General features: G+C 65.2%; 18 protein-coding genes. 3 read left to right on the top strand and 15 right to left on the bottom strand.

The window, feature by feature from the left end; genetic code table 11:
* Positions 1-23: 23 nt before the first annotated feature.
* Positions 24-2,975 carry a malto-oligosyltrehalose synthase gene (treY, locus tag C0Z18_RS24755; protein ID WP_102648083.1) on the top strand — a complete coding sequence of 984 codons (2,952 nt, stop codon included), beginning with the start codon at positions 24-26 and terminating at the stop codon, positions 2,973-2,975.
* A gap of 56 nt (positions 2,976-3,031) precedes the next feature.
* Here the strand turns inward: treY and C0Z18_RS24750 are convergent, their stop codons facing one another.
* The gene (locus tag C0Z18_RS24750) at positions 3,032-3,802 is read right to left on the bottom strand and encodes a sensor histidine kinase (protein ID WP_233217472.1); all 771 of its coding nucleotides are present in this window, start codon (positions 3,800-3,802) and stop codon (positions 3,032-3,034) included.
* 190 nt (positions 3,803-3,992) lie between these two features.
* Between C0Z18_RS24750 and C0Z18_RS24745 the strand changes: the two genes are divergently transcribed.
* Positions 3,993-4,334, top strand: a complete 342-nt coding sequence (locus C0Z18_RS24745; RefSeq protein WP_102648081.1) for an FKBP-type peptidyl-prolyl cis-trans isomerase — start codon at positions 3,993-3,995, stop codon at positions 4,332-4,334.
* A 22-nt stretch (positions 4,335-4,356) separates the two neighbouring features.
* Positions 4,357-5,133: an AraC family transcriptional regulator gene (locus tag C0Z18_RS24740; RefSeq protein WP_102648080.1), complete on the top strand. Its 777-nt coding sequence runs from the start codon at positions 4,357-4,359 to the stop codon at positions 5,131-5,133.
* 52 nt (positions 5,134-5,185) lie between these two features.
* Here C0Z18_RS24740 and C0Z18_RS24735 read toward each other — a convergent pair whose 3' ends face one another.
* From C0Z18_RS24735 to C0Z18_RS33265, 14 genes are all read right to left on the bottom strand, one after another.
* Positions 5,186-6,376 (bottom strand): O-succinylhomoserine sulfhydrylase, encoded by a 1,191-nt coding sequence (locus C0Z18_RS24735; RefSeq protein ID WP_102648079.1) that lies wholly within the window; start codon positions 6,374-6,376, stop codon positions 5,186-5,188.
* A gap of 262 nt (positions 6,377-6,638) precedes the next feature.
* Entirely contained in the window at positions 6,639-8,186 is a 1,548-nt protein-coding gene (gene purF / locus C0Z18_RS24730) for an amidophosphoribosyltransferase (RefSeq protein ID WP_102648078.1), read from the bottom strand.
* 61 nt (positions 8,187-8,247) lie between these two features.
* Positions 8,248-8,742, bottom strand: coding sequence for a CvpA family protein (locus C0Z18_RS24725; RefSeq protein WP_102648077.1), 495 nt, complete (start codon positions 8,740-8,742; stop codon positions 8,248-8,250).
* Positions 8,743-8,749: 7 nt separating this feature from the next.
* Complete coding sequence (locus C0Z18_RS24720) at positions 8,750-9,616, bottom strand: SPOR domain-containing protein (protein WP_102648076.1); 867 nt, start codon at positions 9,614-9,616, stop codon at positions 8,750-8,752.
* Between the two features lie 43 nt (positions 9,617-9,659).
* Positions 9,660-10,970, bottom strand: coding sequence for a bifunctional tetrahydrofolate synthase/dihydrofolate synthase (gene folC / locus C0Z18_RS24715; RefSeq protein WP_102648075.1), 1,311 nt, complete (start codon positions 10,968-10,970; stop codon positions 9,660-9,662).
* 41 nt (positions 10,971-11,011) lie between these two features.
* Positions 11,012-11,884 carry an acetyl-CoA carboxylase, carboxyltransferase subunit beta gene (gene accD / locus C0Z18_RS24710; RefSeq protein WP_102648074.1) on the bottom strand — a complete coding sequence of 291 codons (873 nt, stop codon included), beginning with the start codon at positions 11,882-11,884 and terminating at the stop codon, positions 11,012-11,014.
* Between the two features lie 90 nt (positions 11,885-11,974).
* Positions 11,975-12,775 carry a tryptophan synthase subunit alpha gene (trpA, locus tag C0Z18_RS24705; protein WP_102648073.1) on the bottom strand — a complete coding sequence of 267 codons (801 nt, stop codon included), beginning with the start codon at positions 12,773-12,775 and terminating at the stop codon, positions 11,975-11,977.
* 39 nt (positions 12,776-12,814) lie between these two features.
* Positions 12,815-13,675, bottom strand: coding sequence for a DNA-methyltransferase (locus C0Z18_RS24700; RefSeq protein WP_102648072.1), 861 nt, complete (start codon positions 13,673-13,675; stop codon positions 12,815-12,817).
* A 12-nt stretch (positions 13,676-13,687) separates the two neighbouring features.
* Positions 13,688-14,881 (bottom strand): tryptophan synthase subunit beta, encoded by a 1,194-nt coding sequence (gene trpB / locus C0Z18_RS24695; protein WP_102648104.1) that lies wholly within the window; start codon positions 14,879-14,881, stop codon positions 13,688-13,690.
* A gap of 55 nt (positions 14,882-14,936) precedes the next feature.
* Complete coding sequence (locus C0Z18_RS24690; protein WP_102648071.1) at positions 14,937-15,632, bottom strand: phosphoribosylanthranilate isomerase; 696 nt, start codon at positions 15,630-15,632, stop codon at positions 14,937-14,939.
* A 4-nt stretch (positions 15,633-15,636) separates the two neighbouring features.
* Positions 15,637-16,434, bottom strand: a complete 798-nt coding sequence (truA, locus tag C0Z18_RS24685; RefSeq protein WP_102648103.1) for a tRNA pseudouridine(38-40) synthase TruA — start codon at positions 16,432-16,434, stop codon at positions 15,637-15,639.
* 11 nt (positions 16,435-16,445) lie between these two features.
* Complete coding sequence (locus C0Z18_RS24680) at positions 16,446-18,881, bottom strand: FimV/HubP family polar landmark protein (RefSeq protein WP_102648070.1); 2,436 nt, start codon at positions 18,879-18,881, stop codon at positions 16,446-16,448.
* A gap of 216 nt (positions 18,882-19,097) precedes the next feature.
* Entirely contained in the window at positions 19,098-20,219 is a 1,122-nt protein-coding gene (gene asd / locus C0Z18_RS24675) for an aspartate-semialdehyde dehydrogenase (protein ID WP_102648069.1), read from the bottom strand.
* A gap of 81 nt (positions 20,220-20,300) precedes the next feature.
* Positions 20,301-20,444, bottom strand: a complete 144-nt coding sequence (locus C0Z18_RS33265; RefSeq protein ID WP_199189539.1) for a hypothetical protein — start codon at positions 20,442-20,444, stop codon at positions 20,301-20,303.
* Between the last annotated feature and the right edge of the window lie 104 nt (positions 20,445-20,548).

Genomic DNA, 20,548 nt, shown 5'->3' with positions numbered 1-20,548 from the left:
AGAGGTGTATAAGAGACAGCGCCATGACCGTCCCGCGCTCCACGCTACGCCTTCAGCTCCATCGAGGCTTCACGTTCGACGATGCGCTTGCACATGTCGACTATTTCGCCGCGCTCGGCGTGAGCCACCTTTATTTGTCGCCGATCACGGCATCGGTGCCGGGCTCGATGCACGGCTACGACACGATCGATTACGCGCGCGTGAATCCCGAGCTCGGCGGCGAGCCGGCGCTCTTGCGCTTGGCCGACGCCGTGCATGCGCGGCAGATGGGACTGATCGCCGACATCGTGCCCAATCACATGGGGATCGCGGGCGGCCATAACGCCTGGTGGCTCGACATTCTCGAATGGGGCCGCCATGCCACGTACGCCCGGTACTTCGATATCGACTGGCATTCGCCCGATCCGGCGCTGCGCGGCAAAGTACTCGCGCCGTGCCTGGGCGCACCCTATGGGGACGAACTCGCGGCAGGGCGTATCACGTTGACATTCGATGCGGCCCAAGGCCGGTTCTTCGTCTCTTACGGCGAGCATCGTTTTCCGATTTGCCCCGTCGACTACCCGCTCATCTTGCGCGGTGCCGCACACGCGCATCACCCCGAGTTGACGGCGCTGGCCGAGCACTTCCAAGGCTTGACGGCTCAGCCCGAACAGCGAGCCCAGGCGCAGGCCGCACGCGAGGCGCTGCGCGCGTTCGCATCGACCCACGGCGCCCAACCGTTCGATGCGGCGCTGGCCGCTTATGCGCCGAATTTAGCCGCATCGCGCGAGCGCTTGCATCGACTGCTCGAGCGCCAGTTCTTTCGCCTGGCGTGGTGGCGCACGGCCGCCGACGAAGTCAACTGGCGGCGCTTTTTCGACATCGGCACGCTTGCGGCCATGCGCACCGAACGCGCCGAGGTGTTCGACGCCGTGCATACGCTCGTGTTGCGACTGTTCGCGCAAGGCGTCATCGACGGTGTGCGCATCGATCATGTCGATGGCCTCGTCGATCCGCGCGAGTACTGCCAGCGACTGCGCGAAAAGCTCGTCGAGCGCGAATCCGAACGCCCGCCGCAACTCGACGGCTCGCGACCGTATGTCGTCGTCGAAAAAATCTTCGCGCGCGGCGAGTCGTTGCCGAGCGATTGGGGCGTCGACGGTACGACCGGTTACGACTTCATGAACGATGTCGGCGCACTGCTTCACGATCCACGGGGCGAAGCGACGCTCACGGCGACATGGGCCGAGCTTTCCGGCTCGACCGAATCGTATGCGGAACTCGTTTGCCAGGCGCGACGCAAAATTCTCGCGGAGAATTTATCGGCCGAACTCGATCGCGCCGCCCGCGGCATCCATCGAATCGCACGCGAGCAGCCTACCAGCCGCGATTTCACGTATGCGGCGATTCGCCGGGCGCTGACCGAGTTGGCCGCTCACTTCCCCGTCTACCGGATGTACCCGCTAGGCGGCGCGCGCACGAGCGCCGACGAAACCTATTTCCGTCGAGCGCTCGACGGCGCGCGGCGCACGCTCTCGCGCGGCGATCACGCGGTGCTTGCGTACGTCGCGGCAACGCTCGGCGGCGAGGGCCGCGCCGGCGAATCGAGTGTCGCCGCGAGCGGACTCGCGCACCGAGAACGGCGCACGGCTGCGACGCTCTTTGCGCAGGTGACCGCTCCGTTGGCGGCGAAGGCGCTCGAGGACACGGTCTTCTACCGCTACGGGCGCTTGCTTTCGCGCAACGAAGTGGGCGCCGATCCCGGCGAATTCGCGCTCGACGTGGACGGCTTTCACGCGGCCAACCTCGAACGCGCGCAGCGTTTTCCGCATGCGCTGATCGCAACCGCCACGCACGATCACAAACGCGGCGAGGACGTCCGCGCCCGGCTTGCCGTACTCAGTGAAATCGCCGGCGAATGGACCGCGATGCTGCGTGCATGGTCCACGCTGAACGCGCCGCATCGCCGGGCGTTCGACTCGACGCAGGGCGTGGATACGCCGCCCGTGACCCAGTCCGCCCACGACGTGCCGTCCTCGAAGGGGCAAACGCCCGCGACCTCGCCGGCCGGGCTCGCGATGGCCTGCACGCCGCTGCCCGGGCCGACGCCCGATTGGGCGCCGGGTCCGGCCGCCGAGGCGATGCTGTATCAAACGTTGGCCGGAGCTTGGCCTTACGGCCTCGAGCCCACGGATGCCGAAGGGGTGCGGGCCTTCGCCGAACGTGTTGCCGCGTGGCAACTGAAGGCGTCGCGCGAAGCGAAGTTGCAAACGAGTTGGCACGCGAACGACGAAGCGTATGAGGCGGCGTCGCGAGCGTTTCTCTTCGACGTCTTGGCGCCGCAACGACGCGATGGCTTCCTGCGCGAATTGACGTCGTTCGTGGCGCGCATTGCACGGGCAGGGGCAATCAACAGCCTGTCGCAAACGCTATTGCGGATGACGAGCCCGGGCGTACCGGATTTATACCAAGGCACCGAGCTTTGGGACTTCAGCCTCGTCGATCCCGACAATCGCCGGCCCGTGGATTTCGGCGAACGCCACCGGTCGCTCGTCGATACGCCGCCGAGCGAACAGTTGCGCAACTGGCGCGACGGCCGTGTCAAGCTCGGCATCGTCCATCGCGCGCTGACGTTGCGTGCCGTCTCTCCGGCGCTGTTTCTCGAAGGCTCGTATATTCCGCTGACCGTGACGGGGCCTCGGGCCCGCCATGCGATCGCGTTCGCTCGGCAACACGGGGACGCTTATGCCATCGTCATTGCCACGCGGCTGGCTACGTCGATCATGAGCGATTCGAGCGACGTTCCGCTCGTGGATCCGGCGCAGTGGGAAGACACGTCGATCGCACTGCCCCCCGCGCTCGCGGGACGTGCGCTATTCGACTGCCTCAGTCCCGCCGCGCCCAAGGCCGACGCGACAGGTCAGCTCTTTTTGCGCGATGCGCTCAGTGCGCTGCCGGTAGCCTTGCTCGTGGAGGAAGGCGTGCCGCGCGAGTAGGCGGCATGCGGATAGGGTCGAAACGTGCCCCCAGACGTACCGGGGCTTGCGCGCGCTTACTGCGCGGAGAGCGGCACGCGCAGGACGAGGCTGGTCGGCTCGGCGTCGTTCATCGTGCCTTGCTCGAAAGTGCCGCCGTGCGCCAGGGCGACGCGCTGCACCAACGCGAGTACCCAAGCGATACGCCCGGCTTCGCGCGGGGCCGTCGCCTGGGTACGGGCGAAAGGCTCCAGTGCGTGCGGCAACTCGGCATCGGCCAGCGTGGCGAGATTGGGCGTGAAAGCGACTTCACTGCGCCAAACGCCGGCTTCCAACGCGGTTTTCAAAACGATCGTGCTTCCAGGCGCGCTCGCTTCCGACGCGAATACGAGCATCGTCCAAAGCGCCTGGGCGAGCCGCTCGCTATCGCCGTCGCATCGCTCCGCATCGAGCGTCGAATCGAACTCTACCGCGGTGCCGCGCGCCTCCAGCAGCGCGCGGCGCGCGTCGTCGAGCGCCCGTTCGATGGCGGCGCGAATGGGAAATGACTCACGTTCGAGCGGCAGCGATTTAGTTTCGGCGCGGGTCTTGTCGACAGCGTCTTCGAGCAGTTTGACTTGCTGCTCCACGCCCGAACGGATGCCGGCCAGCGCGCGCTGGGCCGATGCATCGGCGGCGTCCAATTTACGCTCGAGCACATAGGCCCAGCTATGGATGGCATTCAGGGGACTGCGCAGGTCGTGCGATACGAGGGACAGTACATGGTCACGCATAAAGAGCGCGACTTCCGCCCGCAGATGAGCGAGACGTTCGTCGGATGCGGCTGCGGCGTTGGGAAACGTCGACACGGTCGGCCTCTCGGAAAATCGCTCGGCTATCCCGGCCATATCGCCGCAACGAGTGGGCGAAGTGCCGCCCTCGCACCGTTGCGACGGCCCGGTGACGCCATAAGCGTGTTGAGTAGACGAACATTATAGGCACCCCGGCGAGCGCAGCGCCTACAATGACGGTTTCTTCTGAAAAGGGAGCGTAACAATCATGACGACCGTCACGACCGATTCGGGTTTGAAGTACGAAGACGTAACCGAAGGCGCGGGCGCCGAAGCGAAGGCCGGCACTACGGTTACCGTGCATTACACGGGCTGGCTCACCGACGGCCAGAAGTTCGATTCCAGCAAGGATCGTAACGATCCTTTCGCGTTCGTGCTCGGCGGCGGCATGGTCATCAAGGGTTGGGACGAAGGCGTCCAGGGCATGAAGGTGGGCGGCGTGCGCCGTCTGACGATTCCGCCGCAACTCGGTTATGGCGTGCGCGGCGCGGGTGGCGTGATTCCGCCGAACGCGACGCTCGTGTTCGAAGTCGAATTGCTCCAAGCCTAAGCGCGGACGGCTGGCGACGCACATGGCGAGCAACGAGGACACGATCGCTTCGCCCGCGCTCTCGCTGCGCCGCTACGGCGCGGTGAGCGCATGCGACGTGCATGCGTTCCATCAGATCGTGCTCGGCGTGGATGGTGCGATGGAGATGGACGTAGACGGCGTCGGCCATCGCATCGATGCGCATCATGCTTGGCTGGTTCCCGCGGGCGCGCGGCACGAGTATGCGGGGATCGGCGAGAATCGCCAGCTCGTGCTCGATGTGCCTTGCGCCTCGCTCGCGTTGCCCGAGCGTCTTTTCTCGCGTGCGGTGCCGTTGACGATCAATGACGCGCTGGCCGGCGTGGTTCGGGAAGCTGCCGCGCATGCCGCGCGCGACGCGCCGCCCTTGGATGATCGAGCGCGGAGATTGGCATGGGAGACAGCGGCACGGTTAGCGGCTTTGCTCGGCGATAGCATCGGCGCCGAAGCACCCGCCGCGCGGCTAGATTTCTTGCGCATCGACAAATGGTTGCGCGCGCACTTATCGGAACCGTTGCGCGTGCCGGACCTCGCCGCGCACTGCGGCTTCGGTGAACGGCGGTTTCATCAGCTTTTCGATGAAGCGTTCGGCACGACGCCGTACCGCTACCTGCAGCGGCTGCGCCTCGATGCGGCGCTCACCCTGCTCGGCGATACGCGCCATACGTTGACCGACGTGGCACTGACGGTCGGCTTCGCCGATCAAAGCGCTTTTACGCACGCTTTCACGCGGCGTTTCGGGCTCGCGCCCGGGCAGTGGCGGGCGATGCGAATGCATTGATGCCGCCGGGCTGCCCTTCTGTTCCTTAAACCAGCGGCATTCCCTGCCTCGCTTAGGCGCCCAATCCGTGAGCTAGATCCGCGCAAATATCCCTGGCGTCCTCGAGCCCGATCGCCATACGAAGCAGCGCTTCGGTGATGCCGGCGGCGGCACGCGCTTCGGGTGTCACGCGACTATGAGTCGTGGTGGCCGGATGCGTAATCGTCGTTCGCGTATCGCCCAAGTTAGCCGTAATCGAACACAGCTTGGTCCCGTCGATTACGCGCCAAGCGTTGGCACGCTGTTCCTCGGGCGTCTCGCCCACCACCTCGAACGCGAGCACCGACCCGCCCGAACGCTGCTGGCGTTGCGCAAGTTCGTACTGAGGATGCGATTCCAGCCCGGGGTAGTAGACGCGCTTAACGGCCGGATTCGACTCGAGCCAGCGCGCAACGGCGAGCGCACTGGCGGAATGGCGCTCCGCACGCAGCGAAAGCGTCTCGAGGCCTTTCAACAACACCCATGCGTTGAACGCCGACAGCGTCGGCCCCGCCGTGCGCACGAACGGAAACACCTTCTCCATGATGAAGGCCCGCGAGCCGACGAGCGCGCCGCCCAGTACACGGCCTTGGCCGTCGATGAGCTTCGTTGCCGAATGCATGACCACATCGGCGCCGAGCTTGAGCGGCTGCTGCACCGCCGGGCTGCAAAACGAGTTATCGACGACGAACAGCGCGCCCGCCGCTTTGGCGATTTTGCCGATCGCTTCGATATCGCAGAGTTCGGTGAGCGGATTGGACGGCGTCTCGACGAAAAAGAGCTTCGTTTCGGGACGAACGGCCTCACGCCATGCGTCGAGGTCGTTCGGATCGACATAGGTCGTCGTAATCCCGAAGCGTGCGAAGATCTGCGAGAACATACCGAGCGTCGAGCCGAACAACGCTCGCGAACTGACGATATGATCTCCGGCCTGCATCGCGGCCATCACGACGGACAGGATGGCGCTCATGCCCGAGGCCGTTGCAATACAGGCTTCCCCGCCTTCGAGCACGGCCAGACGCTCCTGGAACATCGTGACGGTCGGGTTCGTGAAGCGGGAGTACGTGTAGTAGTCCTCGGAGTGCTTGAAGCGTTCGGCTGCTTCGGCCGCGCTGTTGAAGCAAAAGCTCGATGTCAGAAAGAGCGCTTCCGAGTGCTCGTTGTAATCGGTGCGCAACGTGCCCGACCGCACGGCGAGCGTATCGAAGTTCAAAGAGTCGTCCATGGTCCTGATGCCCTATGCCTTAGGCGTTCTACGCCGTTTCCCAAGGCCGGCGGCCGCAAGAAACGGCAGCCAGCAAAAAGCCCGCTTCGCGTCGGCAAAAGCGGGCTTCGTGTGCGGGGCCGGTTCGGCGTCGGACGACATGGCTGCCGTCTTTCGCTTTAGCTGTTTTGGGTTGCCCCGCGTCCGCAAGCTGAATTCAAATCGACGCTGATTCGCATGGTAGCACGAGACGCGAGCGACCTGCGTCCCCGCCCCCGCCCGCTCACTCCACCGACAGTTGCAAGTGCAGTTGCGAGCGGGTCACCGTTCCATCCACCGCATCGCCGGCCGAATCGCGCTCCGACTGCGACTGAGGCGAAAGGCGCGCGCGCTCGATCGCATCGAGATATTCAGTCGTCACATCGCCCGTGATGTACTCGCCATCGAAGCACGAAGCCTCGAAACGCGACAGCGCGGGGTTGATATCGCTGACCGCTTGCTTGAGCGCATCCACATCCTGATAGACGAGATGATCGGCGCCGATGATCTTGGCGACGTCTTGATCCGTGCGCCCGTGAGCGACGAGCTCGCTGCGCGTAGGCATGTCGATACCATAGACGTTCGGAAACTTCACGGGCGGCGCCGCCGACGCGAAAATCACGCTCTTGGCGCCCGCATCGCGCGCCATTTGTACGATCTCGTGCGAGGTCGTGCCGCGCACGATCGAATCGTCCACGATCAGCACGTTCTTGTCCTTGAACTCGATCGTCATGGCATTGAGCTTCTGACGCACCGACTTCTTCCGTACCGCCTGGCCCGGCATGATGAACGTGCGGCCGACGTAACGGTTCTTGAAAAAACCTTCCCGGTATTCGACGCCAAGCTTGGACGCGACCTGCATCGCCGCCGGACGCGACGAATCGGGAATCGGCATCACCACGTCGATCGGCACCCCCGGCAACACGCGTTTGATCTTCTCGGCGAGATAGTCGCCCATGCGCAAGCGGACGTTGTACACGGACACGCCATCGAGCACCGAATCGGGCCGCGCGAGATAGACGTATTCGAAGATGCAGGGGTTCAGGCTCGGCGTGTCCGAACATTGCTGGCTATGCAGATGCCCGTCGATGTCGATGAAGATCGCTTCGCCCGGTGCCACGTCGCGAACGAACTCGAACCCGATGCCCTCGACGGCCACCGATTCGGACGCGACGATCCACTCGACGCCGTGCTCCGTTTCATGCTTGCCGATACAAAGGGGACGAATGCCGAACGGATCGCGAAACGCGAGCAGCCCGTAACCGGCAATCAACGACACGATCGCATAAGAGCCACGCACGCGGCGATGCACGCCGGCCACCGCCTTGAACACCGTGCCCGGGTCGAGCTGCAGGCCCGAGCTGGCCAGTTGCATCTCATGCGCCAGCACGTTGAGCAGCACCTCGGTGTCCGAGTTCGTGTTCACGTGGCGACGATCGATGCGGAACATCTCGTCTTTGAGCTGTTGCCAGTTCGTGAGATTGCCGTTATGCGCGAGGATGATGCCGAACGGCGCGTTCACGTAAAACGGCTGCGCTTCTTCTTCGCTCGACGCCGAACCGGCCGTCGGATAGCGCACCTGGCCGATGCCCGCGGTTCCGGGCAAGCTGCGCATGTTGCGCGTGCGGAACACGTCGCGCACCATGCCGTTGGCCTTGTACATGTGGAACGTGCTGCCGTTCGCCGTCGCGATACCGGCTGCGTCCTGGCCACGATGCTGCAACAGCAGCAGGCTGTCGTAAATCAGCTGATTGACCGGGGAATGGGAGACTACGCCTACGATGCCGCACATGGCAGGGTCCTTCAAAGATACGAAAACATTGACGCCGGCCCGTTGGCCGGCGCGAGCGCGATCACACGCGCACGTACGCGGCGAGCGCCGGGGGTAACAAAGGCTTCAACTCGCGCACGCCTTGCTCGGCATAGGGCCGCAAGAGCGCCTTGCGCCAAAATTCTTGCTTCGGCAGCTCGGTCAGGCTCGCCAGGGTGAACAGCAGCAGTACCAGCACCGCGCCGCGCACGATACCGAACAGCAAGCCGAGCGACCGATCCACTCCGCCGAGGCCGGTAACGGCGACGAGCCGGGCGATCAAAGCATTGGCGACACTCGCCACGAGCACGACGCCCACCATGATCACCGCAAAGGCCAAAAGCCACTGAGTCAGCGCACCGCCAGGCCAGTCGCTTGGAATATAGGGCACCAGGAGCTGTACATAGTGGCAGGCAACGAAAAAAGCAACCACCCAGCCGATCAATCCGAAAATTTCCGACAAAATGCCGCGCCACGCCCCGCGCAGGGCCGATAAACCAATCACGGCCAGCGCCGCATAATCGAATGCCGTCAGCATCGCGTCGTCACTGTCCTGCGTTGGCGGCGTTAGCCGTCAAGCCCGCGTCGCGGACTTTCGCGATCGCGGCGGACGCAGCCGCCCGATCCGCGAACGGACCGGCGCGCAACAATGCACGCGTCTTGCCGTCGGCTTGCTTGCGATGTTCGATATAGGCCGGCACACCCGCCGCCTTGAGCTTCGTTTCCCACGCGCGAGCGCTCGCATCGTCGGCGAACACGCCGAGTTGAACGGCAAAACGCGCGCCCGGCGGCGCCGCGGGCGTGCCCGAGTCGGCCTCGGCCGGACTCGGCGAAGCAACGGCGGCGGGCTTAGACGATTGAGCAGTGCTCGGACGCGCGGCCGGAGCGGACGAAGCACCCGATGGCGCCTGCTTGGCCGGCGCCGGCTTCGATTCGGTGTGCGTGGCTTTGCTTTGAGTAGCAGTAGCGGGGGCGGGAGCGGACGCAATGCCGGCGGCAGCGGCACTCGAGCCCGCTTCGGCATCGCTCGGATCGGCGCGGTCGGGAGCGACAGCGGCTTGCGCGTCGGCATCGCTGTCGTCGCCCGCGCGCGCGGGCACCGTCGCCGGACGGTTCGGGATGTCGATGGCGATATCGTCGGTAACGGGCTTCGGGTGCGAATCGAGCACCATCGGCAAGATGACGATCGCGGCTAGCACGAGCGCGATCGCACCCACGAGCCGCCGGCGCGCCCGCTGCTTTTCGGGCAGCGTCGGATCGAGCAGCATCGCGTCGGCATCGCCCGCACGCTCGCTGCGACGGCTACGTCGCGTCTCGCGCCCTTCGAACGCGGCCCCGCCGCGCGTGGGTTTAGCGGCGGCGCCCCGCCGGCGCGGTGCGTCGTCTTTCTTGCCGAACGAAAAAAATCCCATGAATCGCTGAGTTCGAGGGTACGGCCCGTCTGGCAGGCGTCGGTCAATGTTGCCGAGACTTACGGTAGGCCATGACGCCTGCAACCGTATAGAAACTGCCGAAAACCGCGATTCTATCATCCTCTGTCGCGCGGCTCAGTGCGTCTTGAAACGCCTCGGCCGGAGAAGCGAATCGTTTGATGCTGCTGTCGGGTCCGTCTTCGACGCCCGCTTCGCGTAGAACCTGCTCCAACTCCTGCGCGCTGGCCGCGCGCCCGAGCGGCAGATCGGTCAAGCACCAATGATCCACTTCGCCTTTCAAGTGCTTGACGACGCCCGCGATATCCTTGTCGCGCATCGCGCCGAACACCGCGTACGTGTACCGGAAAAAGCCCATGCTGCCCAAATTCTGGGCGAGAACGGCGGCCGCATGCGGGTTGTGGCCCACGTCGAGTACCACCGCGGGACGCCCCGGCAGCACCTGGAAACGTCCGGGCAATTCGACGTTCGCGAGACCGAGCCGAATGTCTTGCGCCGACACGGGCAGCCGATCGCGCAGCGCTTCGAGCGCGGCGAGCGCAGCGGACGTATTGATCAGTTGATTCGCGCCGCGCAACGCCGGATAGGCGAGCGCTGAACGCCGTTGCGTAGGCCCGACGTAGCTCCACTGCTGCCGCTCGCTGCCCGCCTGGCCTTCGTAGCGGAAGTCGCGCCCGAACAACCACAACTGCGCGCCGATGGCGTGCGCGTGGTCGATCAACGTCTGCGGCGCGGCCGGATCGGCGCAGATCGCGGGACGTCCCGGGCGGAAAATGCCCGCCTTCTCGAAAGCGATTTTCTCGCGCGTATCGCCGAGGTATTCGGTGTGATCGATATCGATACTGGTCACGACCGCACAATCGGCATCGACGATATTCATGGCGTCGAGCCGCCCGCCGAGCCCCACTTCGAGAATCACCGCGTCGAGCGGCAGCGACGCGTACAGATGCAAGATCGCGAGCGCCGTGAATTCGAAGTAAGTCAGCGAAACAGGTTCGGCCAAGCTCGTGCGCGCCGCCTCCACCGCCTCGAAGTGCGGCAGCAATTCTTCATCGGTGGCGTTGCGGCCATCGATACGCGCACGCTCGTTGAATTCCAGCAGATGCGGGGACGTATGGCAGCCAACGCGATAGCCGCCTGCCCTTAGAATCGACTCGAGCATCGCGCAGGTCGAGCCCTTGCCGTTCGTGCCGCCTACCGTAATGACGGGGCATCGCAACTCGAGCCGGAGCGCATCCTTCACCTTTCGGATGCGCGTGAGGCCCATGTCGATGCCGACCGGATGCGCCGACTCGAGATGCTCGAGCCAGGCGCCGAGAGAAGAAAAAGTGGTCATCGAAAAGCGCGGGCCGCCCCGCGTAGAACAACGTTGAATGCTTAGGCGACGGCGTCCGCGGGCTGGCGTTGAAGCAGCGCGATGAGCCGCGCCAATTCTTCGCGCAGCTTGCGACGATCGACGATCATATCGATCGCCCCCTTTTGCAGCAGGAACTCGGCGCGCTGGAAGCCTTCCGGCAGTTTCTCGCGCACCGTCTGCTCGATCACGCGCGGGCCGGCGAAACCGATCAGCGCCTTCGGCTCGGCGATCACCACGTCACCCAAGAACGCGAAACTCGCGGACACGCCGCCCATCGTCGGATCGGTCAGCACGGAGATGAAGGGCAGCTTGGCATCGGCCAGCTTCGTCAGCATCGCCGTGGTTTTGGCCATTTGCATCAACGAAAGCAAGCTCTCTTGCATCCGCGCACCGCCCGAGGCCGTGAAGCAAATGAACGGCACCTGCTGTTCGAGCGCATTTTGCGCGCCACGGGCAAAACGCTCGCCGACGACCGAGCCCATCGAGCCGCCCATGAAGCCGAATTCGAAACACGAAACGACCACCGGCAACGTATGGATGGCCCCGCCCATGACGACCATCGCGTCCGTTTCGCCCGTATCGTCCATCGCATCTTTGATACGTTCGGGGTACTTGCGGCTATCTTTGAATTTCAGCGCGTCGACCGGCACGATTTCCTGGCCGATTTCGTAACGGCCTTCGGCATCGAGCAGGCCGTCGATACGCGCGCGCGCACCGATGCGCATGTGATGGCTGCACTTGGGGCAAACGTGCAGGTTGGCCTCGACGTCATTGCGGTACAGCACCGCCTCGCAAGCCGGACACTTGACCCACAGCCCCTCGGGGACGCCTTTGCGGCTCTTGGGGTCGGTCTGTTTGATCTTAGGCGGCAGCAGTTTGTCGAGCCAGCTCATCGTCGTTCCTTCAAATAATATTGATTCCGCGCATGCGGGAAGGGGCTCGCTTTCGTCCGACGAAACGAGCCCGCCCCGCATCAAGCCGCCTCAGGCGGCGTCGAGCGCCTGCCGAATGTCGGCCACGAAGCTCGTCAGCGCCGAAGCGGCCGTCTGAGGCGGCACCTCTTCGAGCAGTTGGACCAGGCGGCTGCCGATGACGACCGCGTCGGCCACCTCGGACACCGCACGCGCCGTCGAGGCGTCGCGAATACCGAATCCGACCCCGACAGGCAACCGCACCTGCGACTTGATGGCCGGAATTCTACTCGCGATGGCGGAAACGTCCAGATTTGCGGCGCCCGTCACCCCTTTCAGCGAGACGTAATAGACATAACCGCTCGCCACTTTGCCGACCGCGGCGATGCGCTCGTCCGTCGAAGTCGGCGCCAACAAGAAGATCGGATCGATGCCGGCTCCGCGCAGACGCCCTGCGAACGCCTCCGCTTCCTCGGGCGGGTAATCCACCGTCAGCACGCCATCGACGCCGGCGTCGAGCGCGGCCGCCGCAAAGGCGTCGACGCCCATCCGTTCGATCGGGTTGGCATAGCCCATCAGGACGACCGGCGTCGCCGCATCTTGCTCGCGGAAGCGCTTGACGTCGGCGAGCACCTGCTTGAGCGTCACGCCGTTCGCCAGTGCCCGTTCGGACGAGCGCTGGATCACCGGACCGTCGGCCATCGGATCGGAAAACGGAATACCGAGTTCGATGACGTCGGCGCCGCCGGCGACGAGCGCATGCATGAATTCGACCGTGCGCGCCGGGTCCGGATAACCGGCCGTGATGAACGGGATCAAGCCTTTCTTGTTCTGCGCGGCCAGTGCCGCGAACTTCTGTTCGATACGGGACATGATGTCTTCTCTACCGATAAGTGCGATTCGCCGCGCCGTTCAAGAGGCGACGGCGGGCGCGTCGGACGGTGCGCCGCTTAGGGCTGCCACGCGTTCGCGCGCAATCGCGCAGTAATTTTCATTGATCTCATAGCCGACGAACGCACGCCCATGCCGCGCGCAAGCTGCCGCCGTCGTTCCGCTGCCCATGAACGGGTCGAGCACGCGCCCGCCCGGCGGGCAGCTCGACAACACCATTCGCTCGACGATCTCGAGCGGCTTTTGCGTCGGATGATCGACCCGTTCGGCGTGCTGGCGATGCAACCGCGACACCGACCACACGTCCTTCGGGTTGTAGCCGACTTCGAGCCACTTGCTGCCTTCGAAGAGCTTGCGCGAACGCGCCTTCTTCGTCGCCGCGTCGTACGGAATCCGCACGGGATCGAGATCGAAGTAGTAATCCTTCGATACCGCGAAAAAGCCGATGTTGTCGTGCACCGAAGTGAAGCGACGCGTCGTACCGCCCATGCTGGGCACGCGCCGGTCCCAGATGATCTCGTTGACCATCGTGAGCTTCGTCTTCAAGAACGAGAAGATCTCCGGCGCGTATTGCCAGGTGCAAAAGACGTAAAGCGAACCGCTCGCCTTCAGCTTCGGGATGGCCAGCTCGAGCCAGCAACGGGTCCAGGCGAGATAGTCCTCGCCCGAACGCATGTCCGAATCGTTGCCGTAATCCTTGCCGAGTCCGTACGGCGGATCGGCGACGATCAGGTCGATGGAGCCATCGGGCAACGCCTGCGCATCCGCCAGAAAATCGCGATTGCGCAGATCGATGGGCAGCCGCGACGCGCCCGTGCTATCGGGCGCGCCACCGGCGGCCGCCGGCGGCGGCGCGTCGAATTCGTCGATGAGATCACGCATGCCGAGCGTGGCTTAGAGCGCGAGGCCCGAACGTTCGGCGACCGTGTGCATATCCTTGTCGCCTCGGCCCGACAGATTCACGAGCAGATGCGTATCGCGCGACAGCGTGGGCGCGATCTTGGCCGCATACGCGAGTGCGTGACTCGATTCGAGGGCGGGGATGATGCCCTCGATTCGACAGCAATCGTGAAAAGCCTTGAGCGCCTCTTCGTCGGTGATACCGACGTACTGCGCGCGGCCGCTATCCTTGAGCCAAGCATGCTCGGGACCCACGCCCGGATAGTCGAGGCCGGCCGAAATCGAGTGGGTTTCGATGATCTGGCCGTTCTCGTCCTGGAGCAGATAGGTGCGGTTGCCGTGCAGCACGCCGGGGCTGCCGCCGATCAGCGAGGCTGCGTGATGTCCGGTTTCGATGCCCTCGCCCGCCGCTTCGACGCCGACGAGCTTGACGGCCGTATCGTCGATGTAGGGATAAAAGATCCCCATCGCGTTCGAGCCGCCCCCGACGCACGCGATCACCATGTCGGGCTGACGCCCCGTGAGCTCGGGCATCTGCACGCGGCACTCGTCGCCGATCACGCGCTGAAAATCGCGCACCATCATCGGGTACGGATGCGGGCCTGCGACGGTGCCGATAATGTAGAACGTCGATTCGACGTTCGTCACCCAGTCGCGCATCGCCTCGTTCAATGCATCCTTGAGCGTGCGCGAACCCGATTCGACGGGCACCACCGTGGCACCGAGCAGTTTCATCCGGTAGACGTTGGCCGCCTGGCGACGCACGTCCTCCGCGCCCATGTAGACGACGCATTCCATGCCGAAACGAGCCGCGATCGTGGCGGTTGCCACGCCGTGCTGGCCCGCGCCGGTCTCGGCGATCACGCGCGGCTTACCCATCCGCTTGGCCAGCAGGGCTTGGCCGATCACGTTGTTCACCTTGTGCGCGCCCGTGTGGTTCAGGTCCTCGCGCTTGAGGAACACCTGGGCGCCGCCGAGCAATTCGCTCCAGCGCCGCGCGTGATAGACGGGCGACGGACGGCCGACGAAGTACTTGAGTTCGTGCTGGTATTCGGCGATGAATTCGGGATCGTTGCTGTACTTCTCGTAGGCAACGCGCAACTCGTCGAGGGCATGGACGAGCGTTTCGGCGACGAACGTGCCGCCGTATGGGCCGAAGTGGCCCCGTTGATCAGGAAGGTTGTACATGGTTGTCACTCTTCGCAGCGGCGGCGAGGCACGTTGCCGCGCCGCCTTGCCAATATCACCCGGCATCCGCTTCGCGCACCGCGCGCACGAACGCCGCCATTCGGGCGGGATCTTTCACGCCCCTGGCGCCCGGTACTTCGATGCCGCTCGAGACATCGACCGCGTACGGGCGCACGCGTCGAATGGCGTCACCGACGTTTTGCGAGTTCAACCCACCACTCAAAACGGCCCGACGCGCGAGCTCTGCTGGGATAAGTGACCAATCGAATGTCTTCCCGCCGCCGCCATAGCCTTCGACCAAGGTGTCGAACAGCAAGCCGCCGGCTGTCGCATAGTTAAGGGCAGATTCTACCAAATCGGCAGGCCGCGTATCGGCGCCGATCCGCAACGCGCGCAGCCACGGCAATCCCGCGACGCTCGCGAGCTGTTCGCACTGGGCATTCGTTTCGTCGCCGTGGAATTGGAGCATCGTCAACGGCACGTTGCTCGTGACTTCGCCGATCCAATCCGCCGTCGGATTCACGAACAAGCCGACGACGGAGACGAACGGCGGCAACGCGCTCGCCAAATCGATGGCTTCGGCCACCCCGACCGAGCGCGGGCTCGGTGGATAGAACACCAGACCGATCGCGTCGGCGCCCAGGTCGACGGCCAATTCGACGTCGGCACGGCGGGACAAACCGCACAGCTTGATGCGCGTGCGCCCGGCGACGGGGCCCACGGCGGACGAAACGGGGACAGCGCTGCTCATCGGCTCACTCGCTCCAGATGCCGCTCCAAGGTACGCTGCCGAGGGGCGCGGGCGGCACCGCGAACACCTCGGGGTAGCCCACATGGGCTAGATAAAGCCCCTCGGGCATGAATGTGGGCGCGGCGCGATCGCGATTGCGGCTGGCCAATACATCGGCCATCCACGACACGGGATAGCGCCCTCGCCCGACGGCGACGAGACAGCCCATCAAGTTGCGAACCATGTGATGCAGGAACGCGTTCGCCCGAAAACGAAAATGGATCAAGTCCCCGGCCGGGCGGATATCGATCTGATACAAATGCTTGACCGGTGTCTTCGCCTGACACTCGGACGAACGAAACGCGGAAAAATCATGTTCGCCGATCAGGCAACTCGCCGCCGCGCGCATCGCCTCGAGCTCGAGCGGCGTATGAATCCAGCCGGCGCGGCCCGTCAGCATCGGCGAACGAACCGGGCTCACATAAAGAACGTAGTAATAGGTCCGCTCGAACGCGGAAAACCGAGCGTGAAAATCGTCCGGCATCCGCTTGGCCCACAGCACGGCCACGCTCGGCGGCAAAAAGGCGTTCGTACCGCGCACCCACGAAAAATCCTCGCGATCGAGGTCCGTGTCGAAGTGAACGACTTGGCCCAGGCCGTGCACCCCCGTATCCGTGCGGCCCGCGACGACCGTATGCAGCGGCTTGCAGGCGAAATCGGCCAACGCGCGCTCGAGCGCGTCTTGCACGGTTTTGCCATGCGGTTGCGACTGCCAGCCGCAAAACGCCGTGCCGTCGTATTGGACACCTAGAGCGATGCGCATGGTGGCCGGCGTCAAGACAGCGGCGCAAGCGTGGCGAGCATCGCATGCGCTTCGTCGTGGGTGGCCGTATCGTTCGACTCGATCACCTCGTGGATCAGCGTGCGGGCGCCGCCCAGATCGCCGAGCGCGATGTATTCGGCGGCCAGATCGAGTTTGTTGCGAGCGATCCTCGCGAGTTGCTCAGGCGTGAATTGCGGTTGCGGCTCGGCCTCCGCTTGCGCTCCCTCGCCGGTGGCCGCGTCGGCACCCGGTAAATTCAGATCGAACGACAAGTTCAGCTTGCCGACCGGCGCGGCGCCCAGGCCCGTTACGGCGGGGGGCGCCGAAGGTGTATGTATCGCCGCTGGGGGTTCTTCGTCCGCGTGCTCCGCCTCGTCACTGTGTTCGTGCGATGGCTGCTCGGCCGAGGTGGGCTCAGCGGGCAACGCTTCCTCCTGCTCGCCCCCTTGCGCCTCTCCGGGCTCGACTTGCGTCTCGGGCGCCGGGCCGACCCGCGGCGGCAGACCAATGTCGAGTCCGTCCAGCGCGGCGATCGCCTCCGGCGGAAGCGTCGGCTCGGCCTGCGGCTCGACAGGCGCGGGCGGCGCTTCGTGCGCTACCGCCGGCTCGTGCGGTTCCGGCGGACTCGGTTCGGGCGCCTGAGCAGGCATCTCTCGGTGCTCGGCTTCGCCTACGGCTTGCGGCCGGTGCGCCTCCGGCTCGAGCCCGCCCACCGCTTCGGATTCGCCGTGCCCGGACACGGGTGGCGGCGACAATTCGTCCTGATGCGCGAGCGGCGCGGCCGCCTCTGAAGGCGCAACGGCTTCCGAGGGCGGCAACGCCGCATGCTCGTCAGTGACTGCCGCGCCCGGTGCAGCGTCCTCATCGTCCGGCGACAACGCGGTTTCGTCGGTTGCCCCGGCTTCGAGCGCGAAGAGCGAATTCTCCGGATCGAGTTGCCGCCCGATCGCGGCGACATGCGTCCAATTCGGACCACGGCCGCCCGACAGACGGTAGATGCGCTGGGCGATCTCGTCGAAGCCTTGTACGTTCTTGCGCTCCGCATAATGCGCGGCTAGCCCCATCAGGGCTCGCTTGCTCGAGGGTGTCCGCGCGAGGATCGCCAAGAACTCCGCCTCGATGGGATCATCGGGCAGCGCGGCGGACAAAGCCGCCGCCGGCTCGGCTTGCGTGCCGCGCTCCGCCGACGCTGTGCCGGCTCCCGAGCCGTCGGCCGACCCGGCCGCCGCCGGTTTATGGCGGCGGCGACTCACGCCGAGCGCGATCAAAAGGACCAGCAACGCCGCCACGATCGCGGCCACGATCGCCGCGACGACCGGAATCTGATTTCGCGCCAACGTGACGCCGTAATCGCCGATACCGATGAATCGCTGATTGGCCGCGGCCGCGGCCCGCGATTGACCGGGCGCGCGTGCGCTCACGGGACCGGACGCCGGGGGAACTGCAAAACCGGACGCACCGTTCGGCGCTACGGGGTGCTGCCCCGCCGGCGCACCGATTCCGTGCCGCTGCAATTCCATCAGCACACGATTCTTCAGCGCGAGCAGTTGTTGAAGGCTCGACACTTTCGGATGAGACGCCGCGACGGCCGCGGAAGCAACGGCCGGTGCCGATCCAACCGGCGCAGGCGCTCGCACCGGCGCTGCAGCGGAAACAGGCGCCGCCGGCGTTGTGCCGCTTGCCGCCGGCGCGCTGGCGCCCGCAGCGGCAGGCGTCGATGCCTGTGCCACGGCCGATGCGGCCGGCTCGCCGGAGGCACCGACTGCGCTGGCCGGCGCCTGCGCCGCCGCGCTAGCGGGAGCGACGGGCGCAGGTTCGATGGCGCCAGACCAGGCATGCGTCCCGCTCGCGCCGCTCGGCACGGCTGGCTGCGCATGGGCAGGCGCGGGCGCGGGGACGGGATGCGGAACCATATTGGCCGTGGGCGCGACCGCACTCGCGGCGGGCGAAGCGCTGGCCGGCGCCGCGGGCGAAGCCGGCTTCGCCGCCTGAGCGCCGCTCGCCTTCGCGCCGCTTGCGGCAACCTGCGATGCCGCGCTGGCGGCAGGGGTCGTATTCGGTGCGCTCGCCGCCGTCGCGGCCGTTGCGTTCTCGGTCTTGGCGACCGCGCCCGTCGCGTCGAGGGCCGGGACGTTCAACACAGCGCCGAGTTTCAACAGACTCGGATCACCGCGCATGAACGCCGACGGATTCGCTTCGAAAATCGATCGCGAGGCTCGACCGAGCACGATCTTGTCGTGCGAGCCGGTGGCGGCCGCGGCGATGTCCGCCAGCGACTGCCCCGCTTTAACCGTGACCTGTGTCGGGGCCGAAACCGATGCGGCGCTTTGCGCCGCCGGCGCGGAGGCCGGCGCGGCGGCAGCCGCGGCACCGGCGGGCGACGCGCAAGCGAGCCAAGCGCAGGCGATCGCAAGCGAGACGGCGCGACGCGTCGAACGTATTGTCATGGAGGTGTCACGCGCTTGGGAGCGCGCCTCTATATGGCGTTTGGGAGAAACCACAATGGCTGCTGCAAAAGAAAAAGGCGTCGCGGCAAAGCGACGCCTTTCAGGGGTTCCTATGCGTCGTAACCGCATAGTTTACGTGAGGAACCCGGTCAAGACCACCATGCAGAGGGCCGCGATGGCGCTCGGGTTCCGATCGAGCGCCCCGCCCCACGTGGCTTAACGGTCCAACAAGATGCGCAGCATGCGGCGCAGCGGCTCCGCCGCGCCCCACAGAAGCTGATCGCCGACGGTGAACGCCGACAGGTACTCGCCGCCCATCGCCAACTTACGCAGACGGCCGACCGGCACGGACAGCGTGCCCGTCACGACGGCCGGCGACAGGTCGCGCATCGACGCTTCGCGCTCGTTCGGCACGACCTTGACCCAGTCGTTGGCCGACGCGAGGATGCCGTTGATTTCGTCGAGCGGCACGTCCTTCTTCAGCTTGATCGTCAGCGCTTGCGAGTGGCAGCGCATTGCGCCGATACGCACGCACAAACCGTCGACGGGGATCGAACCGGGCTGCCCCATGGCCGGCTTGCCGAGAATCTTGTTCGCTTCGGCGCCGCCCTTCCACTCCTCCTTGGACATGCCGTTACCGAGATCCTTGTCGATCCAAGGAATCAACGAACCCGCCAGCGGCACGCCAAAATGCTGCGTGGGCATCGCCTCGGAATTCATCGTTTCCAGCACGCGGCGGTCGATGTCGAGAATGGCGGAACTCGGATCGGCCAATTGCTCCTTGACCGCTCCATGCAGCGTGCCCATTTGCGAGAGCAGCTCGCGCATGTTTTGCGCACCCGCGCCCGATGCGGCCTGATACGTCATGGCCGTGATCCAGTCGACGAGGTTCTCGCTGAACAGGCCGCCGAGCGCCATCAGCATCAAGCTGACCGTGCAGTTGCCGCCGATGAAATTCTTCGTGCCCTTCACGAGGGCATCCTTGATCACGTCCAGGTTGACCGGATCGAGGATGATGACCGCGTCGTCGGCCATGCGCAGCGACGAAGCCGCGTCGATCCAGTAGCCGTTCCAACCCGCCGCACGCAGCTTCGGAAACACGTCGTTCGTGTAGTCGCCGCCTTGGCAGGTGATGACGACGTCGCACTTCTTCAGATCGTCGATACTCGTGGCGTCTTTGAGCTTCGTCTCGTTCTTGGCGAACGACGGCGCGTTGCCGCCCACGTTGCTGGTGCTGAAAAACACCGGTTCGATCAGATCGAAATCGCCTTCCTGCTGCATCCGCTGCATCAGGACGCTGCCGACCATGCCGCGCCAACCTACGAGACCTACGTTCATGACTAACCCTTGGAGTGGACGCTTCCCCGCAACTTTGCCCGGCGTGACCGCGCGGGGAAGACGAGCGGGCACGACGGACGATCAGCGTTTCGTGATCGTTTTGGGGGTAATCGTAATGATGGCGATGCCGGCAATGCCGACCACACCAGCGATGGCGAACCCGCCCACACGGGCCGTATCGCCGTGCAGGTTGTCAATCGAGGAGATTTGGGTCACTTTCGCCATCGGCACAGTCTACACGAAAAATCCGCGCCGGCGCGCCCCGCGACGCGGCCGATTCGGTAAAAACCACGCTATTTAGGCACTTTTTCGAACGAACGGGCCCGAAA

Source organism: Trinickia dabaoshanensis (assembly GCF_002879885.1).
GTDB classification, from domain to species: Bacteria; Pseudomonadota; Gammaproteobacteria; order Burkholderiales; family Burkholderiaceae; genus Trinickia; species Trinickia dabaoshanensis.
Note: the sequence above shows the minus strand (reverse complement) of the source record. Positions and strands in the feature narration are given on the sequence as shown.

Bases quoted from the DNA above. Each gene is read 5' to 3' on its own strand.
- C0Z18_RS24680 (WP_102648070.1), bottom strand. From the start codon at position 18,881: ATGACAATACGTTCGACGCGTCGCGCCGTCTCGCTTGCGATCGCCTGC.
- C0Z18_RS24745 (WP_102648081.1), top strand. From the start codon at position 3,993: ATGACGACCGTCACGACCGATTCGGGTTTGAAGTACGAAGACGTAACC.
- C0Z18_RS24700 (WP_102648072.1), bottom strand. From the start codon at position 13,675: ATGCGTGATCTCATCGACGAATTCGACGCGCCGCCGCCGGCGGCCGCC.
- C0Z18_RS24690 (WP_102648071.1), bottom strand. From the start codon at position 15,632: ATGAGCAGCGCTGTCCCCGTTTCGTCCGCCGTGGGCCCCGTCGCCGGG.
- C0Z18_RS24740 (WP_102648080.1), top strand. From the start codon at position 4,357: ATGGCGAGCAACGAGGACACGATCGCTTCGCCCGCGCTCTCGCTGCGC.
- accD (WP_102648074.1), bottom strand. From the start codon at position 11,884: ATGAGCTGGCTCGACAAACTGCTGCCGCCTAAGATCAAACAGACCGAC.
- trpB (WP_102648104.1), bottom strand. From the start codon at position 14,881: ATGTACAACCTTCCTGATCAACGGGGCCACTTCGGCCCATACGGCGGC.
- C0Z18_RS24735 (WP_102648079.1), bottom strand. From the start codon at position 6,376: ATGGACGACTCTTTGAACTTCGATACGCTCGCCGTGCGGTCGGGCACG.
- asd (WP_102648069.1), bottom strand. From the start codon at position 20,219: ATGAACGTAGGTCTCGTAGGTTGGCGCGGCATGGTCGGCAGCGTCCTG.
- C0Z18_RS24720 (WP_102648076.1), bottom strand. From the start codon at position 9,616: ATGGGATTTTTTTCGTTCGGCAAGAAAGACGACGCACCGCGCCGGCGG.
- C0Z18_RS33265 (WP_199189539.1), bottom strand. From the start codon at position 20,444: ATGGCGAAAGTGACCCAAATCTCCTCGATTGACAACCTGCACGGCGAT.
- purF (WP_102648078.1), bottom strand. From the start codon at position 8,186: ATGTGCGGCATCGTAGGCGTAGTCTCCCATTCCCCGGTCAATCAGCTG.
- folC (WP_102648075.1), bottom strand. From the start codon at position 10,970: ATGACCACTTTTTCTTCTCTCGGCGCCTGGCTCGAGCATCTCGAGTCG.
- trpA (WP_102648073.1), bottom strand. From the start codon at position 12,775: ATGTCCCGTATCGAACAGAAGTTCGCGGCACTGGCCGCGCAGAACAAG.
- truA (WP_102648103.1), bottom strand. From the start codon at position 16,434: ATGCGCATCGCTCTAGGTGTCCAATACGACGGCACGGCGTTTTGCGGC.
- C0Z18_RS24725 (WP_102648077.1), bottom strand. From the start codon at position 8,742: ATGCTGACGGCATTCGATTATGCGGCGCTGGCCGTGATTGGTTTATCG.
- treY (WP_102648083.1), top strand. From the start codon at position 24: ATGACCGTCCCGCGCTCCACGCTACGCCTTCAGCTCCATCGAGGCTTC.